Origin of the sequence: Kribbella sp. HUAS MG21, from assembly GCF_040254265.1 — a bacterium.
Lineage (GTDB): Bacteria > Actinomycetota > Actinomycetes > Propionibacteriales > Kribbellaceae > Kribbella.
Genome location: NZ_CP158165.1, coordinates 2,042,378 through 2,060,473, shown reverse-complemented (window position 1 = coordinate 2,060,473; position 18,096 = coordinate 2,042,378). Strand labels below are relative to the sequence as shown.

Sequence of the window (18,096 nt, the reverse complement as noted above, 5' to 3'; positions counted from 1 at the left end):
TCAGGCCTCCAGCTTCTCGCGCTGAGCCTCGAAGGACTCCCGCGGTTGCACCGTACGCTTCTCGATCCGCTTCTCGATGTCCTTGCCGACCGCAACCACCCGCTGCACGTAGACGCCCGGCAGGTGGATCTCGTCCGGGTCCAGCTCACCAGGCCGGACCAGCTCCTCGACCTGGGCGATCGTCACCCGGCCGGCCATCGCGGCCAGCGGGTTGAAGTTCCGCGCGCTGCGGTCGAAGACCAGGTTCCCGTGGGTGTCGCCCTTGAGCGCGTGCACCAGCCCGAAGTCCGTCGTGATCGACTCCTCCAGGACGTACGTCGTACCGTTGATCTCCCGGGTCTCCTTGGGCTCCGACGCCTTCGCGACCGACCCGTCGGTGTTGTACTTCTGCGGCAGACCGCCCTCCGCGACCTGCGTGCCGACACCGGCCAGCGTGAAGAACGCCGCGATCCCGCAGCCGCCGGCCCGCAGCTTCTCGGCCAGCGTGCCCTGCGGCGTCAGCTCGACCTCCAGCTCCCCGGACAGGAACTGCCGCGCGAACTCCTTGTTCTCCCCGACGTACGACGAGGTCATCTTGGCGATCCGCTTGTCGGCGAGCAGGATCCCGAGCCCCCAGTCGTCGACGCCGCAGTTGTTCGACACGACGCTGAGTCCGGACACCCCCTTGTCGTGCAGCGCACTGATCAGCTGCATCGGGTTGCCGCACAACCCGAAGCCGCCGACCGCGAGGCTGGCCCCGTCCTCGATGTCCGCCACCGCTTCCTGCGGCGACCCGTACGTCTTGTCCATCAGCTGCTCCGTTGCAGTGGCCAATGTGTCATCTGCCGATTCGATCCCGACTCTAACCAGCCGGACCGCGTCTCGCGATGTGGGCGGTGCCACAGATGTGGCGGCGTACCACCGGGGTGTGTGGTCGGGTGCTATGCCGACGCCTCGGACGCGTTCAGCGCCGCGAGTTCGTGGAGCGCCTCGAAGTGCGCGTCGTCCTGGTCGGGGAGGTCCAGTACGGCGGACAGGTGCGCGCGCGCCGCCGGAAGGTTCCCGACACCGCGGGCCGCGCGACCCAGCCCGATCAGCGCGGCCGCGATCGTCTCCGGGAGGTCCGCGTGCTCGCCGATCGACAGGGCCCGGGCGTAGTCCTCGTGCGCGTCCTCCAGTTTGCCGGCCGCGCGGTAGAGGTCCGCACGCTCGCACAGCAGCAGCGCGGTCTCCTCTGCTAGGAACAGCTCCTCCGCCAGCCGGAGCGCCTCGGTCGTGATGTCGAGCGGCTCGTCCACGACCTGCCGGAGCGCGCTCAGGGAGAGGAACAGGCCCCAGCGGTCCTCCAGCATCCGGAAACGACCCAGTGCGGTCCGCAGCGCCTGCGCCGCGTCAGCCGGTGTAGCCGTGGTCAGACCGGGGTAGCCGCGGCACAGCTCGACTGCTGCCCGCGTCCACGCGTCGCCGCTCTCGTTCCGCTCCAGCACCTCCTCGACCACTGCCGCCGACTCGAACGGCCCGAAGACGAGGGCCCACAGCAGCACGGTTACGGAGTACCGGAACGGGCCGGTCGCCGTCAGGACGATCTGCTGGGCCAGCTCGATCTGCTCCTGCTCAGCCGACGCAGCGCCGTGGATGACGGCCAGCAGGTACTCCTCGTCCAGCCCGACCGGCACGGTGCGGCCGAGCATGCTGAGCACCCGCTCGGCCGCCGCGGCAGCCTCGTCCTGGAGCCCGTTCGACCACCAGTACGCGGAGTAGCGCGCAACCAGCCGGAGGGCGGTGCGCAGGTCGCTCTCACACGCGCGCTCGATCGCGCTGACGACCTGGTCCGCCTCCAGACCGTGTGGTTCGGAGCCCCCCAAGTTCACGTGCCTCATTCTCTCGCGGCCGTGTTAACGCCGTGTCACGGGGTCAGAAACGGAGCACGCCCCAGGTGGCCGGCCGGTGCATGTCCTCGACGCCCTGCGGGGACCAGACCCAGAACTCGAGGTCCTCGCCCTTCACGTAGCCGCCGTCGACCACCTCGTGCGGCCACTCGCAGCGCATCAGGTTCATCCGCCACTCGTCGCCCGGATTCGGCGGGGTGGCGCGGCCTTCGTTGTACGGCGCCAGATCGGCCCACGGTACGGCGAGCTCGACCGACCAGCCGGTGTCGGTGTCGGAGGGGTCGTTGACCGTGCCGTCGACGTGGATCGCGGTGCGCAGGCCGGGCAGGTTCGTCGGGTCGATCGGGACGCCGCCGTCGACGTACGGCTTGGGCAGCGTCAGCTCCCAGATCGTTCCGAGCGGGTTGATCTCGAACTCGTAGTAGTTCAGCCCGTCGCCGTCCGGGTCCAGGAAGAGCTCGAAGTTGTTCTCGTGGAAGAGCTTGCTGTTCTTCTCGGTCATCGTCGACCACACGTGCGGCTCCTCGAGCAGGCCGCCGACGTACAGGTACTGCTCGTCGTACATCAGCTTCGCCCGGGTCCGGAACCGCGGCGCCGGGCCGTCGTGGATCGGGACGAAGTCACTCGTCCAGGGCGCTGCCTCCCAGGCGGGGTCGGTCAGGGTGCCGTCGAGGTTCGGGGCGGTGGCGGTCCGCGGGCACTCGTAGACGGGCAGGTCAGGCATCGGCACGCTCCAGCAGTCGGGCGACGAGGTTGGCGAGCAGGAAGGTGATGGCGGTCAGCGCCGGTACGACGGCGATGATCCAGGGCGCGTCCAGGTGACCGGTCAGGAAGCCGACGACCAGCGCGATCATGAAGGCGACCCCGAGGAACGGGATCAGCCGCGGGTGCGGCATCGCCAGCCGGCTGAGCGCGAGACCGCCGAGCACCATCGTGCCGACCACGATCAGGAGCAGCAGCGGCAGCCCGAGGGTGCCGCAGTTCGTGGTGTCCCGGAACCGCTCGCAGCCGCGTTCGCTCAGCCACACCAGCGCGATGACCGCGAACCCGCACAGCAGGCCCACGACGGCCAGGATCAGCGCCGGCGGCAACGGCGGGGCGTCGTACCGCCCCGGTCGCTCCTCGTCCGCCTCGTCGGCGGCCTCCAGCACGGCTTCCAGATCGTCCGGCATCCGGTCGCCGTCGTCCTCCTGGCTCATTGCCGCAGGTTATCGGGCTCCCAGTGCGTTGGCGACGGCATCGCGGACCTCGGCCTCGGTCGGCGCCGCCGTACCGCGCTCGGCCGCCAGCTCCGCGAGCGAGACCATCGTGACGTCGTGCAGCCCGCAGCTCGTGAACGTGTGAAACACCGACATGTCCGGGTCGACGTTGATCGAGAACCCGTGACTGGTCACGCCCCGCCGGATCCGCATCCCGATCGAGCACAGCTTCCGCCCGTCCGCGGTCCACACCCCGACGAGGCTGCTCGCGCCCTTCGGCGTGTCCCGCCGTACCAGCGGGAACCCGAGGGAGCCGAGCGCGTCGATGAGCCCGTTCTCCACCCACCGCACGATGTCGACGGGACCGCGCTGGTGCAGGTCGATCACCAGGTACCCGACCAGTTGTCCCGGCCCGTGGTACGTCGCGAACCCGCCACGGTCCACCGCCACGGTGGGAATTCCGGCGGTCTCGGCCGGCAGGTCCTCGAGCACGGTCCGCGGACCGTAGGTGATGACCGGCGGATGGCTCAGCAGAAACAGCCGATCCTCGGCCTTCCCGGCGACCCGCTCCTCCACCCACCCCCGCATGTCCTTCGCCGCAACGCCGTACTCCACCTCACCGAGCTCAACCCGCCGCATATGTTCAGGTTAGGCCGTACGGTGCGCGGTGGAGGATGTCGTAGAGGACCTGGCGGTCTACCACGTTGCCCTCTGGTTGTAGCCAGGTGAGGAGGTCTCGGGCGGCGGTCTGGGGTGCTAGGGGCGTGACGGGCGCGTCGGATCGGTAGTGGGTGGTGACTTTGCCTGTATCGGAGCGGATGATCAGGAAGCCTCGTACGTCGACCTGGCGGAGGCGGGCGCGCCAGGACTGGACGGCGCCCTCCAGGGCCTGGGCAGGGCTGTCCAGGGGCTGGCCGTTGTGTTGGAGGCCTCCGTACGCGTCCAGGGAGTAGGCACCGGGTGGGCCTGCCAGCGAGAGGACCAGGGCGGCGCGGTGGCCGTTGAGCAGGAGGTGGTCGACGACCATGGCTCCTAGCTGTGCGCCGTGCACCAGTTTGGCTGCGGGGAGTGCGGCGACCACAGGGTCCAGGAGGTTGGCGGTACGCCGTTGCAGCATGACGTCGTACTGCGTGATCGGCGCGGCCAGGGTGGTCTCTACGAGGGGCTCGCCGGGGCGGCCCCAGAGGTTGAACTCGTAGGTGGCGGTGCGGTCGACGGCCCTGTCCAGCGCGTGCGCCTTCGACCAGCGGCCCGTGAGGACGCGGACGACCACCAGACCGACGACGAGAGCGACGACCAGCGCTCGGTCCAGTGTGCTCAGCTCGTCGTTCGCGAACAGGAGCATCGCTAGGTAGAGGGCAGCGGTGACGGCGCCCAGGACCTTGAGCAGGGCGCTCAGCGGCACGCGCCGGCTCCAATGCGGAGGCAGTGCCAGGACGAGCATGCCGGCAATGCCGACGCCCAGGGCGATGTCCCAGGCGTCCTGGATGCCGTCGCTGAGGTAGACGCCGACGAGCAGGGCCGTCCACAGCGCCAGGGCGAGGAGGGCCGGGAGACGCCAGCGGCCGAAGGTTGGGACGGCGTGGACCGGGCCACTGTCGGTCCGATGCAGCGGCTCCTGCGGCTGGTCGTCCTGCGGCTGGGGCGGCGGCTGGTCGTGCTGCTGCTGTTGCGACGTGTTCGCCCACGGCTGTTCGGTGGACCAGGTGAACGGGTCCGCCGGGGCCGGGTCCGGCTCCTCCCGCGTAGTGGTGCGCGGCTGCGCGGTCGGCGTACCTGCGTTGTCCAGCTGCCGGTCGTACGCGGCCCGCTTCGCCGGATCGGACAGAGTGGTCCAGGCCTCCTGCACGAGCCGGAACAGCGCCGCGTTGCCGCCCTGGTCGGGGTGGACCTGGCGGACCAGCTTCCGGTACGCGGACTTGATCTCCGCGGGGCTGGCGCTGCGGTCGACGTTCAGTACCTCGTAGTGGTCCGACCCACGCACCCCAGCACCTCCGGCGACACGTCCTAACGCAGTGAGGGTCAGTCACCGCAGTGACTGACCCTCAATGGTGGTCGGGCTGACAGGATTTGAACCTGCGACCTCTTCGTCCCGAACGAAGCGCGCTACCAAGCTGCGCCACAGCCCGAAGTCGCGAGTAGCTTACATGGGCTCAGCGCCCGGACGAAATCGGGTTAATCCGCGGGACCAGTGTGAGCAGCGTCGCCTCCGGCCGGCAGGCGAACCGGACCGGCGCGTACGGCGACGTACCGAGGCCCGCGGACACGTGCAGCGCCGCCTGACGACCGGCGTACCCCCAGCTGGTGAGGCCCTTCACGCGGGACGTGTCGAGGTCGCAGTTCGTCACCAGGGCGCCGTAGAACGGTACGGCGAGCTGGCCGCCGTGCGTGTGGCCCGCGAGGACCAGCGGGTACCCGTCGCCGACGAAGCCGTTCAGCACCCGCTGGTAAGGCGCGTGCGTGACACCGATCGACAGGTCGGCGGCGTGGTCGATCTCGCCGGCCACCTCGTCGTACCGGTCGCGCTTGATGTGCGGGTCGTCGGTACCGGCGAAGTCCAGGCGCAGGCCGTTCACCTTGAGGGTGGCCTTCGCGTTGTTCAGGTCCGTCCAGCCGGCGCCGGTGAACGCGCGGCGCATCTCCTCGTACGGCAGGTCGGGGCCGTGCGGCTTGTGGCGCTGCTTGTGCGCCGGCAGCAGGTACTTGCCCGGGTTCTTGAAGTGCGGCTTCCAGTAGTCGTTGGAGCCGAACACGAACACCCCGGGCAGGTCGAGTAGATCGCCGTACGCCCGGAGCAGCGGACGGACCGAGTGCTCGCTCGCGAGGTTGTCGCCGGTGTTGACGATCAGGTCGGGTTCGAGCGCGGCCAGGTCGTTGACCCAGCGGATCTTCTTCTCCTGGGCCGGCATCAGGTGCAGGTCCGACAGGTGCAGCACCTTCAGCGGCGCAGTGCCCTCCGGCAGCACCGGCACGGTCACCCGGCGCAACGTGAACCAGCGCACCTCGATCCCGGCCGCGTACGCGACGCAGGCAGCGCCCACCGCGCCGACCACTGCGGTGGTTTTCAGGGTGGCACTGGCGATCCCGCGCAAACTCATCTCACCAGCCTGCCACAATCTGGGGTATGTCCAACTCCGGAATGAAGCAGCGCCTGCACGACGACATGACCGCCGCCCTGAAGGCGCGCGACGAGATCCGCAAGTCGACCCTGCGGATGGCGCTCACCGCGATCACCAAGGCGGAGGTGGCCGGCAAGGAGGCCCGCGAGCTCACCGACCCCGAGATCGTCGACGTCCTCAGCTCGGAGGCGAAGAAGCGCCGCGAGTCGGTCGTCGCGTACCGCGAGGCCGGCCGCGCCGAACTCGCCGACAAGGAACAGGCCGAGGCGGACATCCTCGCCGAGTACCTCCCCGAGCAACTCACCGAGGACGAGATCAAGGCCCTGGTCACCGAAACCATCGCCGCCACCGGCGCCGCCGAACTGGGCCCCCGCGGCATCGGCAAGGTCATGGGCGCCCTCCAGCCCAAGGTCAAGGGCAAGGCCGACGGCGCCGTCGTCTCCGCCGAGGTCAAGCGCCAACTCGGCGCCTGACGACATGACAAGAGGGCCTCGTCCGCGCGTGGACGAGGCCCTCGGTGTTGTCAGCGGTTGCCGCGGCCGCCGCAGTTCGGGTACTTGGGGTTCCAGGGTGGGCAGTTGGGGTTGAGGGTGGTGGGGGTGCCCGGGGGTTTGACCGTCTGGGTGGTGGTCGGTTTCGCGGGCTGGTTCTTCTTGCTGCCGTTGGAGACGTAGATCGTCACCAGGGAGCCTGCCGGGGCGCCGTCGCGCTGGCGCGGGTCCGTGTAGGCGACGGTGCCGGCGGTCTCCTCGGAGTTCACGGTGCCGGAGGCGATCGCGACCTCGAAGCCCGCCTGCCGGAGCTTGTTGGCGGCGTCCTCGGGGTTCATGCCGTTGACGAACGGCAGGTTCTTCACATCCCCGCGCTGCGTCTTGTCGGACGGCGCGACGAACTTCGTCGTCGGGTACCCCTGCAGGGCGGCCTGCATGGCGGACTTCCAGATCGGCCCGGCGGTGCCGGAACCGGACGGGTCGTTGATGCGCCTGCCGTTGAGGCTCTGGCCCTGCAGCGGCTTGTACGGCAGCGACGCGTCGGCCACTGTCGCGGCGGCGGCCAGCTTGGTCGAGTAACCGGCGTACCAGACGGCCTTGGCCTCCTGGATGGTTCCGGTCTTGCCGGCCAGATCGCTCTTGCCGAACTTGAGCTTGCCGCCGGTGCCGTCGGGCTCCATGACCTGGTGCAGTACGGCGTTGACGCCGTCGGCGACCTCGGGCGCCAGCACCTGCTTGCACTGTGCGCCGGGCGTGTTGATCGCCTTGCCGGCCGAGTCCTTGACCGAGGTGATCATCCACGGCGTGCAGTACATGCCGCGGGCGGCGAAGGCGGCGTACGCGTTCGCGAGCTGCAACGGGCTGATGTAACCGACGCCGAGCGTCATCGACGCGACCTGCTCGAGCGGCTTGAGCGACTGCGCGTCGTACATCCCCAGCGCGGACGCGATCTTGGCGATCGGGCACAGGCCGGTGCGCTGCGCGAGCTGCAGGAAGTACGTGTTGGTCGACTTCTGCGTCGCCTGGATCATGGTCGGGACCGGCACGTTGGTCGTCGAGTTCTTCGGCCGGTAGCTGTCCTCGACCTTGATCGGCCGATCGCAGGTGCTGAACTTCTGGCCGCCCATGTTCAGCGGGCTCGGCGACGGGATCTTGTAGTTGAGCGGAATCCCCTTCTGGATCGCCGCCGCGACCGTGAACGCCTTCATCGTCGAGCCGTTCTGGAAGCCGCCGTACCCGCCCGGATAAGTCTTCGGGGCGTTGTAGTTGTACGCAGTCTGCCCGCGCTTGTTGCCGTACTGACGGCTCTGCGCCATCGCCTTCACCAAGCCGGTGCCGGGTTCGACGATCGTGATCGCGGCGATGGCCTGGTCGGTCGGGTTCGAGTGGCTGTCGATGGAGCGCTGCGCGGCCTTCTGGGTCTTCGGGTCCAGCGACGTGCGGATCGTGAGACCCGCGGTCTTGATGTAGTTCGACCGCTCGGCCTTGGTCTTGCCGAACGCCGGGTTGTTCTCCAGCTCGGAGACGACGTACTCGCAGAAGAACGGGTACGGCCCGTTGGCGCAGCCGAGCTTGATCGGGCGGACCTTGGCCGGGTCGATGACCGGGGTCTTGAGCGCCGAGTTGGCCTGCGCGACCGAGATCACGTTCAGCTCGAGCATCCGGCGGATGACCACGTCGCGGCGGTCCTTGGCGCGCTTGGGGTTGTTGGTCGGGTCGTAGCCGGTCGGGTTCTTCACCAGGCCGGCCAGCATCGCGGCCTGCGGGAGCGTCAGCTGGGAGGCGTTCACCGAGAAGTAGTGCTGGGCCGCGGCCTGGATGCCCCACGCGCCGTCGCCGAAGTTGGCGAGGTTCAGGTACTTCTCCAGGATCTCGTTCTTCGAGAACTGCTTCTCGACCGCGATCGCGTACCGCAGCTCGGCGACCTTGCGCTGGTACGTGTCGGCGGTCGCGGCCGCGACCTCCTCGGGCGTGCGCGCCTTCTCGACCAGGCTGATCTTCACGAACTGCTGGGTGATGCTCGAACCGCCCTGCTGCACGGTGCCCGACGACTGGTTCTGCAGCAGCGCGCGCAGGGTGCCCTTGGCGTCCAGCGCGCCGTGCTCGTAGAACCGGTCGTCCTCGATCGCGACGATCGCCTTCTGCATGATCGGCGCGACCTGGCTGAGCTTGACCGGCACCCGGTTCTGCTCCGCGATGGTGGCGATCGGCGAACCGTCCGCGGCCAGGATCGTGCTCTTCTGCTTCAGCGGTACTTCGTCGAACTGCTGCGGCAGGTCCTGCAGGGACTCGGAGGTCTTCTCCGTGGTGAAGCCGGCGAGGCCGGCGAACGGGATGGCGAGACCGGCGGCCAGGGCCCCCGACAGCACGCTCACCCCCAGGAACAGAACCACCGATTGGACGACTCCCCGGTCGCCTTTTTCCCTGACGCGCATGGTTGTAAAGACTACGGGATCAGCGATTCGGGTTACGCCTGCGACTGTGAGTTCGGTCACTGTCGCTGGACAACTTTCATCCGAAAGGATGAGGGCCCGAGCGACTGCTCGGGCCCTCGGCTCCTCCGACCGTCGTACGACGGATCAGGCGGCGAACTGGTGCGCGCCGACCTCGGCCGGCTCCAGCGCCAGGTCCAGCACCTCGCGGACGTCGCTCACCGGGTGCACGGTCAGCTCCGCGAGCACGGACTCCGGCACGTCCTCCAGGTCCGGCTCGTTCCGCTTCGGGATCAGGATCGTGGTCAGCCCGGCCCGGTGCGCGGCGAGCAGCTTCTGCTTCACACCGCCGATCGGGAGCACCCGCCCGGTCAGCGACACCTCACCGGTCATCGCGACCTCCGAACGGACCGGCCGTCCGGAGAGCAGCGAAGCCAGCGCCGTCGTCATCGTCACACCCGCCGACGGTCCGTCCTTCGGGACGGCACCGGCCGGTACGTGGATGTGGGCGTTCCGCTCGGCCAGGTCGCCGACCGGCAGCCCCAGCTCCGCGCCGTGCGAGCGCAGGTACGACAGGGCGATCTGCGCCGACTCCTTCATCACGTCACCGAGCTGCCCGGTCAGCGTGACCCCGGTCGGGCCGGTCTCCTTGTCGGCCAGCGACGCCTCGACGAAAAGCACGTCACCGCCCGCACCGGTCACCGCCAGTCCGGTCGCCACCCCCGGAAGCGCCGTCCGCTCGGCCGACTCCGGCGTGAACTTCGGCGAGCCCAGGTACCCCTTGAGGTCCCCGGCGCCGATGGACAGCTGCCCGAGGTCCTCGCCGAGTGCCAGCTTGGCCGTCACCTTCCGCAGTACCCGGGAGATCGACCGCTCGAGCTGCCGGACGCCGGCCTCCCGCGTGTACTCACCCGCGAGCAGCCGCAGCGCCGAGTCCTCGACCGTCACTTCGTCCGCCGTCAGGCCCGCCCGCTCCAGCTGACGCGGGAGCAGGTGGTCACGGGCGATCGTGACCTTCTCGTCCTCGGTGTACCCGTCCAGCTGCACCAGCTCCATCCGGTCCAGCAGCGGCGCCGGGATGGAGTCCAGCACGTTCGCCGTGGCCAGGAAGACCACGTCGGACAGGTCCAGCTCGACCTCCAGGTAGTGGTCCCGGAAGGTGTGGTTCTGCGCCGGGTCCAGGACCTCCAGCAGCGCGGCCGTCGGGTCGCCCCGGTAGTCCGCACCGACCTTGTCGATCTCGTCCAGCAGTACGACGGGGTTCATCGAGCCCGCCTCGGTGATCGCGCGGACGATCCGGCCCGGCAGCGCACCGACGTACGTCCGCCGGTGGCCGCGGATCTCGGCCTCGTCCCGCACGCCGCCCAGGGCGACCCGGACGAACTTCCGGCCCATCGCGCGCGCCACGGACTCACCCAGCGAGGTCTTACCCACACCGGGCGGACCGACCAGCGCCAGTACGGCGCCACTGCGGCGGCCGCCCACGACGCCGAGACCACGGTCCGCGCGCCGGCGGCGTACGGCCAGGTACTCGGTGATGCGCTGCTTCACGTCGTCGAGACCGGCGTGGTCCGCGTCCAGCACGGCCCGCGCCTCGCGGATGTCGTAGCTGTCCTCAGTGCGCTCGTTCCACGGGAGCTCGAGCACGGTGTCCAGCCAGGTCCGGATCCAGCCGACCTCGGGGGACTGCTCGGCGGTCCGCTCCAGCTTGTCGACCTCGGCGAGCGCGGCCTTCTTCACGTGCTCGGGCAGATCGGCAGCCTCGACGCGGGCCCGGTAGTCCTCTTCCTCGGACTCGGCCTTGCCGTCCAGCTCGGCCAGTTCCTTGCGGATCGCGGCCATCTGCTGGCGCAGCAGGAACTCGCGCTGCTGCTTCTCCATGCCCTCCTGGACGTCCTTCTGGATCGTCTCGGAGACCTCGAGCTCGGCGAGGTGGTCCTTCACCCAGCCGATCAGCTTCTCCAGCCGCTCGGACACGTTCGGGTTCTCGACCAGCCAGGACTTCTGCTCGTTGGTCAGGTACGACGCGTAGCCGGCCAGGTCGGACAGCTCTGCCGGGTCCTCGACCTGCTTGATGGAGTCGATCACCTGGTAGGCGCCACGACGCTGCAGCACGGAGGTGGTGAGGGTCTTGTACTCGCGGGCCAGCTCGGCGGAGCGGTTGTCGGTGATCTCACGCATCACCGTCGCGCCCACCCAGAGCGCCGCACCCGGGCCGGTGGTCCCGGCGCCGATGCGGACCCGCTGGGCCCCGCGGATCACGGCCGCCGGGGCGCCGCCCGGCAGCCGGCCGATCTGCTCGATCTCACCGAGCACTCCGGCCTTGGCGTATTTCCCGTCCAGCCGCGGCACCAGCAGCACCTGGTCGTGGCCGGCGGCCTGCGCGGCGTCGATCGCCGCCCGGGCCTCGCTGTCGGCGAGTCGGACCGGCACGACCATCCCGGGCAGGACCACGGCGTCGTCCAGCGGCAGTACAGGAAGATTCAACGTATCGGTCACGCTGTCACACCCTTTTCCAAGATTGAGTCTGACAGGCTCAACCACAGGTGTAAGCAAGTAATTCCCGGGTCGCTGAGTGTTCGCCGACGGTGAAATCAGGCGGTGAGCAGGGCGCCGATCTGGCGTAGACCGGTGAGGTCGTGGACGTCGTCGGGGAGGGCCGGGACCTCGACGGTCCGGATCGAGCGGTGGCCGCGGCGGAAGCGGTCCGCGCGTTTGTGGTCGCCGACGACCTGCTGCATCTTGTCGGCGTGCAACCGCAATACGGCGGCCGTCAGCGGCGACTTGTCCGCTTCCTCGAGCTTCTCGGCCGCGGCGAGCGACCGCTCCGCGGACAGCTCCGGGGCCTGCGTGTTCGTCACCCGGTTCAGCACGACGCCGGCCAGCGGCATTCCCTCCGCGCGCAGCCGCTCGGCGAAGTACGACGCCTCGCGCAGCGCGTCGTTCTGCGGCGCGGCGACTACGAGGAACGCGGTGTGCGGCTCCCGCAGCAACGCGACCGTTTGCTCCGCCCGCTGCCGGAACCCGCCGAAGAGCGTGTCGAACGCCGCCACGAACGTCTGTACGTCGGTCAGCACCTGGGCGCCGAGCACCTTGTTCAGCACCGACATCGCCATGTTCACGCCCGCCGACATCAGCTTGAACGGGCCGCGGGCGGGCGCCAGCAGCAGCCGGAGGAACCGGCCTTCGAGGAGGGAGGCCAGCCGCTCGGGCGCGTCCAGGAAGTCCAGCGCCGACCGCGACGGGGGAGTGTCCACCACGATCAGGTCCCAGTCGCCGGTCCGCTCGGCCTGCTTGTGCAGCTGCCCGAGCTTTTCCATCGCCATGTACTCCTGCGTCCCGGCGAACGACGAGGAAAGCGCTTGATAGAAGGGATTCGCGAGAATCTGCTCGGCCTTCTCCGGCGTCGCGTGCTGCAGCACGACGTCGTCGAACGTCCGCTTCATGTCCAGCATCATCGCGTCCAGCCGGCCGCCGTTCGCGGCGTTCACCTCGGCGACCGCGCGTGGGGTGTTGTCCAGCTCGGTCAGCCCGAGTGACTGCGCGAGCCGGCGCGCCGGGTCGATCGTGAGTACGACGACTTTCCGTCCGCGTTCCGCGGCGCGCAGTCCCAGCGCGGCCGCCGTGGTCGTCTTGCCGACGCCACCCGCACCGCAGGTGACGACGATCCGCGTCTTCGGATCGTCGATCAACGCATCCAGATCGAGCTCGCTCACGCGCGGAACTCCTCTGCCAGGTCGAGCAGGCTGCCCTGGTCGATCCCGTCCAGTTGCAGGCCCAGCTCAGTGACCTTCTTGCCGAGGGCATCGATCCGGTCGCGGTTCTCGCGTTCCAGCCCGACGCGGACCGCGTGGTCGTGCGCCTCGGCCGCGAGTGTCTCCACCAGGTCGTCGCCGATCGTGATGCCGGCCGCCTTCAGGCCCTTGGACAGCTCCGCGGCGGGCAGTTTCTCCTTCACCGCCAGGGCGAGCGCGTCGTCGTCGAGCGGGCTGTTGCGGACCATGTTCACCACGATCGACCCGATGCGCAGGTCCAGCGCCTCCAGTTGCTCGACCGCGTCCAGCGTTTCCTGGACGGGCATTTCCTCGAGCAGCGTGACGAGGTGGATCCGGGTGACGTCCGAACGCAACATGCCCATGATCGCGTCCGCCTGGTTGCGGATCGGGCCGACCTTGGCCAGCCCCGCGACCTCGTGGTTCACGTTCAGGAACGGCGCGATCCGCCCGGTCGGCGGGGCGTCCAGGACGACGGCGTCGTACGCGAGTTTCCCGTGCGCCTTGCGGCGGGTCGCCTCGTAGACCTTGCCGGTGAGCAGTACGTCGCGCAGGCCCGGGGCGATGGTGGTGACGAAGTCGATCGCGCCGACCTTCTCCAGCGCTTTCCCGGCGCGGCCGAGGTGGTAGTACATGTCGAGGTACTCGAGCAGCGCGGCCTCGGCGTCGACGGCCAGCGCGAACACCTCGCCGCCACCGGGGCCGTGCGCGATGCGGCGTTCGACGTACGGCAGCGGGGGTACGTCGAAGAGCTGGGCGAGCCCCTGGCGGCCCTCGACCTCGCACAGCAGCACCCGCTTGCCCTCCTCGGCGAGCGCCAGCGCCATGGCGGCCGCGACGGTCGTCTTCCCGGTGCCCCCCTTACCGGTGACCACGTGCAGTCGCGCCATACGCCCAGGGTAGGACGTGGGCCAGGACACACGGTTAGAGTCCCCTGTTATGAAGAAGTTCGAGTACTTCACCGCGCCGCTGCTGGTCCACTCGACCAAGGAGATCCTGGACAACTTCGGCCAGGACGGCTGGGAGCTGGTCCAGGTCGTCCCGGGCATGAACCCGGAGAACCTGGTCGCCTACTTCAAGCGGGAGATCGAGGACAAATGAGCCACCCCGAGGAGAAGCTCGCGGAGCTCGGCCTGAAGCTGCCCGAGGTGGCCAAGCCGGTCGCCGCGTACGTGCCGGCGCTGCGCACCGGTGACCTGGTGTACACGTCCGGTCAGCTGCCGCTGCGCGAGGGCGCGCTGATCGCCACCGGGAAGGTCGGCGACGCCGTCACGCCGGAGATCGCCGGTGAGTGCGCCCAGCAGTGCGCGCTGAACGCCCTGGCCGCGGTCAAGGCGGAGATCGGCGACCTGGCGAACGTGAAGCGGATCGTGAAGGCGGTCGCGTTCATCGCCTCCACCCCCGACTTCACCGGCCAGCCCCAGGTCGCGAACGGCGCCTCCGAGCTGTTCGGCCAGGTCTTCGGCGAAGCCGGCCAGCACGCCCGCAGCGCCGTCGGCGTCCCCGTCCTCCCCCTCGACGCCCCCGTCGAGATCGAACTGATCGTCGAGGTCAACTGATCGTCCGTACGACGCCGAGCCGAACGGCCGCCGCGAGTGGGTGCTCCCAGTCGTGGGCGGCCGTCTGCCAGTGGAACTCGGGAGCCGGCCGTGCGTGACTTGAGCTCGGAGCTGATGACCGGCCGGATGGCCGAGACCGCGCTGGAGTACGCCCGCGGCACCCGCACCCCGGTCACCCCGCGTCCCGCCTCCACAGTCATCCTCCTCCGGGACAGCGGGCCGGAGGTGTACCTGCTGCGGCGGCAGCGGAGTATGGCGTTCGCGGCGGGGATGACGGTGTTTCCGGGTGGGCGGGTGGATCCGGCGGATTCGGCGATCGCCGATGCCTGGTCGGGGCCGCCGCCTGAGCATTTCGCGCAGCGGCTCGGGTGTTCGGCGGAGCTTGCGGCAGCGTACGTCGCCGCGGCGGTGCGTGAGACCTTCGAGGAGTCCGGCGTACTGCTCGCCGGGCCCTCCACCGAGACCGTCGTCGCGGACACCACCGGCGCCGACTGGGAGGCGGACCGGGTCGCGCTGGAAGCGGGCCGGCTACGGTTCGCCGACTTCCTGCATCGGCGAAACCTGCTGCTCCGGGCCGACCTGCTCGGCGCCTGGGCGCACTGGATCACCCCGGAGTTCGAGCCGAAGCGCTACGACACCGCGTTCTTCGTCGCCGCCCTCCCGGCCGGCCAGCTCACCCGCGACGTGACGAGCGAGTCCGACCAGGTCACCTGGATCCGCCCGGCCGCCGCGGTCGCGGCCGTCGACGCGGGCGTGATGCTGATGCTGCCCCCGACGTACGTCTGCTGCCACGAGCTCTCGCAGTACGACGACGTACCGGCGATCCTGGCCGCGGCCGGCGATCGCGAGATCCGGACGATCATGCCCACCGTCCGGATCGACGGCGACCGGGCCTATCTGGAGACCTTGTGAACGTCACCGACCACGCCACCCTGGTCCGCGCCGACAACCCCGGCCTGATGACACTGGACGGCACCAACACCTGGATCCTGCGCGCACCCGGCGCCGAACGGTCCGTGGTCGTCGACCCCGGCCCGCTGCTCGAGGACCACCTGCGCGCCGTACTGGACGAGGCCGGAAAGGTCGCCGTCGTGCTGCTCACGCACAAGCACCCGGACCACTCCGAGGGCGCCGCGTGGTTCGCCAACCAGGCCGGCTGCGGCGTCCGCGCGGTCGACCCGGGCTTCCGGATCCCGACCGACCACGCGCACGGCCTCGCCGAAGGCGACGTGATCACCGCCGACGGGCTGCGCATCGAAGTACTCCCGACGCCCGGCCACACCCTCGACTCGGTCTGCTTCTGGCTCCCGCAGGACGGCTCACTGCTCACCGGCGACACGGTCCTCGGTCGCGGTACGTCGGTCGTCGCGCACCCGGACGGCGCCCTCGGACCGTACCTCGACTCCCTCGAACGCCTCCGCGCCTTCGCCAACTCACCGGCCGGCGTCGCGCGCCTGCTCCCCGGCCACGGCCCGGTCGTCGACGACCCGGCCGGGGTCCTCACCTATTACCTCGAGCACCGCCAGGAGCGTCTCGCCCAGGTCCGGGCGGCGCTGGCCGAGGGCCACACCACCCCGGAGGCGGTCGTCGAGCACGTGTACGCCGACGTGGACAAGTCCCTGTGGCCCGCCGCCGAACGCTCGGTCCGCGCCCAGCTCGACTACTTGAGCTAGCGGCTTGCCCGCTCAGATGGAGGGTTGCCCACCGAGAATTTCAGTGGGCAACCCTCCAGTTCAGTGGATGCCCACCGAGATAGAGGGTTCGCGGTTATCCACAGGTTGGTGGGCGGCGGTCGGCGGGGGTGGGTGAAACGGCCGATGCTTGGTAGGTGAACCCGAAGTTGAAGTTGCTCGCCGAGGCGCAGGGCGGCGTCTTCAGCCGTGCCCAGGCAGCGCGCTGCGGTTACACCCTTGGACAGATCCACGAGCGGATCCAGGACGGCCGATGGGAGCGGATGCGCCACGGTCAGTACGCCGAGGCGGTCGACCTGGGCCATCTCCCGCCGTGGGAGCAACAGACGGTGCACCACCGGCGCCTCGTCCATGCGGTGATGAACTCCATGACGCCCGGGACCGCTGCCGTGAGCCATCAGTCCGCCTTGGTGATGCACGGCGTACCACTGTGGGGAGCGGACCTGGACGACGTCCACCTCAGCCGCCTCGACCGGCACCGCGGCGGCCGGATCGCCGGCGTACGGCACCATCGCGGCAAGCTCACAGACTCGGATCTGACCACGGCCGGTGGCCTTCTCGTCACGACGGTGGCACGGTCCCTGTTCGAGATGGCGTGTACGTCGTCCTTCGAAGCCGCAGTGGTCAGCGCGGACGCCGTACGACGGGATCGTCCGATCGGAGAGGCTGAACTGGAGCGGTTGCTGGAGGTCACAGCCTTCTGGCCCGGGAGCGCGACGGCGCGGGCGGCGCTCGACTTCAGCAGTCCGTTGGCGGAGTCGGTCGGCGAGTCGCGGCTACGGGTGCTGCTGCACACGTACGGCCTGGCGGCGCCGGTGCTCCAGGCGGTGTTCACGGATGCTGCCGGCTTCGTCGGCCGGGTCGACTTCTTCTTCGCCGCGGAGCGGACGGTGGTCGAATTCGACGGTTTGCTCAAGTACGCCGACGGCGACCGTGAAGCGCTGATCCGGGAAAAGCTACGGGAGGACCGCCTGCGCGCTCTGGGTCTTCAGGTCGTGCGTGTCACCTGGGCGGACCTCCAGCACCCCGACCGCCTGATCACGCGCATCCGGCAGGCCTTCGCCCGCGCCGGAGCGCCCAGCGTTGCCCGCTCAACTGGAGGGTTGCCCCCTCATATTTTCAGTGGGCAACCCTCCAGCTCGGTGGATATCCCCTGAACTGGAGGGTTCGCCCGGCCGCGAATCGGACGGCGGTGCGTGGTGGCGCGCGGGCGGTGGGGTCCCGTGGGGGCGGGTGATCGGTCCGGGATCAGCGGGCGCGGCGCTGGAGCCGGTCGACGTCCAGCAGTACGACGGAACGCGGCTCGAGGCGGACCCAGCCGCGCGACGCGAAGTCGGCGAGGGCCTTGTTGACGGTCTCCCGGGAGGCGCCGACCAGCTGGGCGAGCTCCTCCTGGGTGAGGTCGTGGTGGACGTGGACGCCGTCGTCGGCGGTCCGGCCGAAGCGGCTGGCGAGGTCGAGCAGCGCCTTCGCGACCCGGCCCGGTACGTCGGAGAACACCAGGTCGGCCACCACGTCGGAGACCTTGCGCAGCCGGGAGGCCAGCTGCAGCAGCAGGCCGCGGGCCACGGCGGGGCGGCCGTCCAGCCAGCGGAGCAGCTCGTCGTGGGTCAGCGACATCAGCGAGGCGTCGGTGACCGCGGTGACGGTCGCGGACCGCGGCCCCGGGTCGAACAGCGACAGCTCACCGAACATCTGCCCCGGGCCGAGCACGGCGATCAGGTTCTCCCGGCCGTCGGCGGAGGTGCGGCCCAGCTTGACCTTGCCCTCGACCACGATGAACAGCCGGTCACCGGAATCGCCCTCGTGGAACAGCACCTGGCCGCGGCGCAGCCGGCTCTCCGTCATCGAGGCTGCCAGCGCGTCGGCCGCCTCGTCGTCGAGCTGACTGAACAGCGGTGCCTGTCGGAGCACTGCGGCATCCACTTCTGGGCCTCCTAGGACCTTCGACCACGACTCCGGAC

General features: G+C 69.7%; 18 protein-coding genes and 1 tRNA gene. 6 read left to right on the top strand and 13 right to left on the bottom strand.

Annotation, left to right across the window (positions count from 1 at the left end; genetic code table 11):
* From ABN611_RS09780 to ABN611_RS09745, 8 genes are all read right to left on the bottom strand, one after another.
* A complete protein-coding gene (locus ABN611_RS09780) occupies positions 1 to 789 on the bottom strand; it encodes a CoA transferase subunit A (RefSeq protein WP_350279492.1) in 789 nt (262 codons plus the stop codon).
* Between the two features lie 131 nt (positions 790 to 920).
* The gene (locus tag ABN611_RS09775; protein ID WP_350279491.1) at positions 921 to 1,850 is read right to left on the bottom strand and encodes a tetratricopeptide repeat protein; all 930 of its coding nucleotides are present in this window, start codon (positions 1,848 to 1,850) and stop codon (positions 921 to 923) included.
* A 43-nt stretch (positions 1,851 to 1,893) separates the two neighbouring features.
* Positions 1,894 to 2,592: a carbohydrate-binding family 9-like protein gene (locus tag ABN611_RS09770; RefSeq protein WP_350279490.1), complete on the bottom strand. Its 699-nt coding sequence runs from the start codon at positions 2,590 to 2,592 to the stop codon at positions 1,894 to 1,896.
* Positions 2,585 to 3,067, bottom strand: a complete 483-nt coding sequence (locus ABN611_RS09765) for a hypothetical protein (RefSeq protein ID WP_350279489.1) — start codon at positions 3,065 to 3,067, stop codon at positions 2,585 to 2,587. Before ABN611_RS09765 ends, ABN611_RS09770 begins: the two co-directional genes overlap by 8 nt.
* 9 nt (positions 3,068 to 3,076) lie before the next feature.
* Positions 3,077 to 3,706: a lipoyl(octanoyl) transferase LipB gene (gene lipB / locus ABN611_RS09760; RefSeq protein WP_350279488.1), complete on the bottom strand. Its 630-nt coding sequence runs from the start codon at positions 3,704 to 3,706 to the stop codon at positions 3,077 to 3,079.
* A 4-nt stretch (positions 3,707 to 3,710) separates the two neighbouring features.
* A complete protein-coding gene (locus ABN611_RS09755; protein WP_350279487.1) occupies positions 3,711 to 5,051 on the bottom strand; it encodes a J domain-containing protein in 1,341 nt (446 codons plus the stop codon).
* A 68-nt stretch (positions 5,052 to 5,119) separates the two neighbouring features.
* Positions 5,120 to 5,196: transfer RNA gene (locus ABN611_RS09750), tRNA-Pro, on the bottom strand.
* A 24-nt stretch (positions 5,197 to 5,220) separates the two neighbouring features.
* Positions 5,221 to 6,165 carry a metallophosphoesterase gene (locus ABN611_RS09745; protein WP_350279486.1) on the bottom strand — a complete coding sequence of 315 codons (945 nt, stop codon included), beginning with the start codon at positions 6,163 to 6,165 and terminating at the stop codon, positions 5,221 to 5,223.
* 26 nt (positions 6,166 to 6,191) lie between these two features.
* Here ABN611_RS09745 and ABN611_RS09740 point away from each other — a divergent pair, with 26 nt between their 5' ends.
* Positions 6,192 to 6,659 carry a GatB/YqeY domain-containing protein gene (locus ABN611_RS09740; RefSeq protein ID WP_350279485.1) on the top strand — a complete coding sequence of 156 codons (468 nt, stop codon included), beginning with the start codon at positions 6,192 to 6,194 and terminating at the stop codon, positions 6,657 to 6,659.
* 50 nt (positions 6,660 to 6,709) lie between these two features.
* Here the strand turns inward: ABN611_RS09740 and ABN611_RS09735 are convergent, their stop codons facing one another.
* From ABN611_RS09735 to ABN611_RS09720, 4 genes are all read right to left on the bottom strand, one after another.
* Positions 6,710 to 9,070, bottom strand: a complete 2,361-nt coding sequence (locus ABN611_RS09735; RefSeq protein WP_350279484.1) for a penicillin-binding protein — start codon at positions 9,068 to 9,070, stop codon at positions 6,710 to 6,712.
* Positions 9,071 to 9,256: 186 nt separating this feature from the next.
* Entirely contained in the window at positions 9,257 to 11,608 is a 2,352-nt protein-coding gene (gene lon / locus ABN611_RS09730; RefSeq protein WP_350279483.1) for an endopeptidase La, read from the bottom strand.
* Between the two features lie 95 nt (positions 11,609 to 11,703).
* A complete protein-coding gene (locus ABN611_RS09725) occupies positions 11,704 to 12,825 on the bottom strand; it encodes an ArsA family ATPase (protein ID WP_350279482.1) in 1,122 nt (373 codons plus the stop codon).
* Positions 12,822 to 13,772 (bottom strand): ArsA-related P-loop ATPase, encoded by a 951-nt coding sequence (locus ABN611_RS09720; protein WP_350279481.1) that lies wholly within the window; start codon positions 13,770 to 13,772, stop codon positions 12,822 to 12,824. The genes ABN611_RS09725 and ABN611_RS09720 overlap by 4 nt, the downstream gene beginning before the upstream one ends.
* Before the next feature lie 49 nt (positions 13,773 to 13,821).
* On the opposite strand from ABN611_RS09720, the gene ABN611_RS09715 reads away from it, so the two are divergent.
* The 5 genes from ABN611_RS09715 to ABN611_RS09695 all read left to right on the top strand — a co-directional run bounded on the left by ABN611_RS09715 (position 13,822) and on the right by ABN611_RS09695 (position 17,289).
* A complete protein-coding gene (locus ABN611_RS09715; protein ID WP_130386959.1) occupies positions 13,822 to 13,983 on the top strand; it encodes a DUF4177 domain-containing protein in 162 nt (53 codons plus the stop codon).
* Complete coding sequence (locus tag ABN611_RS09710) at positions 13,980 to 14,441, top strand: RidA family protein (RefSeq protein WP_350279480.1); 462 nt, start codon at positions 13,980 to 13,982, stop codon at positions 14,439 to 14,441. Before ABN611_RS09715 ends, ABN611_RS09710 begins: the two co-directional genes overlap by 4 nt.
* A gap of 90 nt (positions 14,442 to 14,531) precedes the next feature.
* Complete coding sequence (locus tag ABN611_RS09705) at positions 14,532 to 15,353, top strand: NUDIX hydrolase (RefSeq protein WP_350279479.1); 822 nt, start codon at positions 14,532 to 14,534, stop codon at positions 15,351 to 15,353.
* Between the two features lie 47 nt (positions 15,354 to 15,400).
* Complete coding sequence (locus ABN611_RS09700; RefSeq protein WP_350281621.1) at positions 15,401 to 16,114, top strand: MBL fold metallo-hydrolase; 714 nt, start codon at positions 15,401 to 15,403, stop codon at positions 16,112 to 16,114.
* Between the two features lie 155 nt (positions 16,115 to 16,269).
* A complete protein-coding gene (locus tag ABN611_RS09695; protein WP_350279478.1) occupies positions 16,270 to 17,289 on the top strand; it encodes a type IV toxin-antitoxin system AbiEi family antitoxin domain-containing protein in 1,020 nt (339 codons plus the stop codon).
* A 91-nt stretch (positions 17,290 to 17,380) separates the two neighbouring features.
* Here the strand turns inward: ABN611_RS09695 and ABN611_RS09690 are convergent, their stop codons facing one another.
* On the bottom strand, positions 17,381 to 18,058 hold the full coding sequence (locus ABN611_RS09690; protein WP_167203704.1) for a Crp/Fnr family transcriptional regulator: 678 nt from the start codon (positions 18,056 to 18,058) through the stop codon (positions 17,381 to 17,383).
* Positions 18,059 to 18,096: the final 38 nt, after the last annotated feature.

Coding starts and splice junctions, on each gene's coding strand:
- ABN611_RS09780 (WP_350279492.1), bottom strand. CDS start 789: ATGGACAAGACGTACGGGTCGCCGCAGGAAGCGGTGGCGGACATCGAG.
- ABN611_RS09770 (WP_350279490.1), bottom strand. CDS start 2,592: ATGCCTGACCTGCCCGTCTACGAGTGCCCGCGGACCGCCACCGCCCCG.
- ABN611_RS09765 (WP_350279489.1), bottom strand. CDS start 3,067: ATGAGCCAGGAGGACGACGGCGACCGGATGCCGGACGATCTGGAAGCC.
- lipB (WP_350279488.1), bottom strand. CDS start 3,706: ATGCGGCGGGTTGAGCTCGGTGAGGTGGAGTACGGCGTTGCGGCGAAG.
- ABN611_RS09745 (WP_350279486.1), bottom strand. CDS start 6,165: ATGAGTTTGCGCGGGATCGCCAGTGCCACCCTGAAAACCACCGCAGTG.
- ABN611_RS09740 (WP_350279485.1), top strand. CDS start 6,192: ATGTCCAACTCCGGAATGAAGCAGCGCCTGCACGACGACATGACCGCC.
- ABN611_RS09720 (WP_350279481.1), bottom strand. CDS start 13,772: ATGGCGCGACTGCACGTGGTCACCGGTAAGGGGGGCACCGGGAAGACG.
- ABN611_RS09715 (WP_130386959.1), top strand. CDS start 13,822: ATGAAGAAGTTCGAGTACTTCACCGCGCCGCTGCTGGTCCACTCGACC.
- ABN611_RS09710 (WP_350279480.1), top strand. CDS start 13,980: ATGAGCCACCCCGAGGAGAAGCTCGCGGAGCTCGGCCTGAAGCTGCCC.
- ABN611_RS09700 (WP_350281621.1), top strand. CDS start 15,401: ATGACACTGGACGGCACCAACACCTGGATCCTGCGCGCACCCGGCGCC.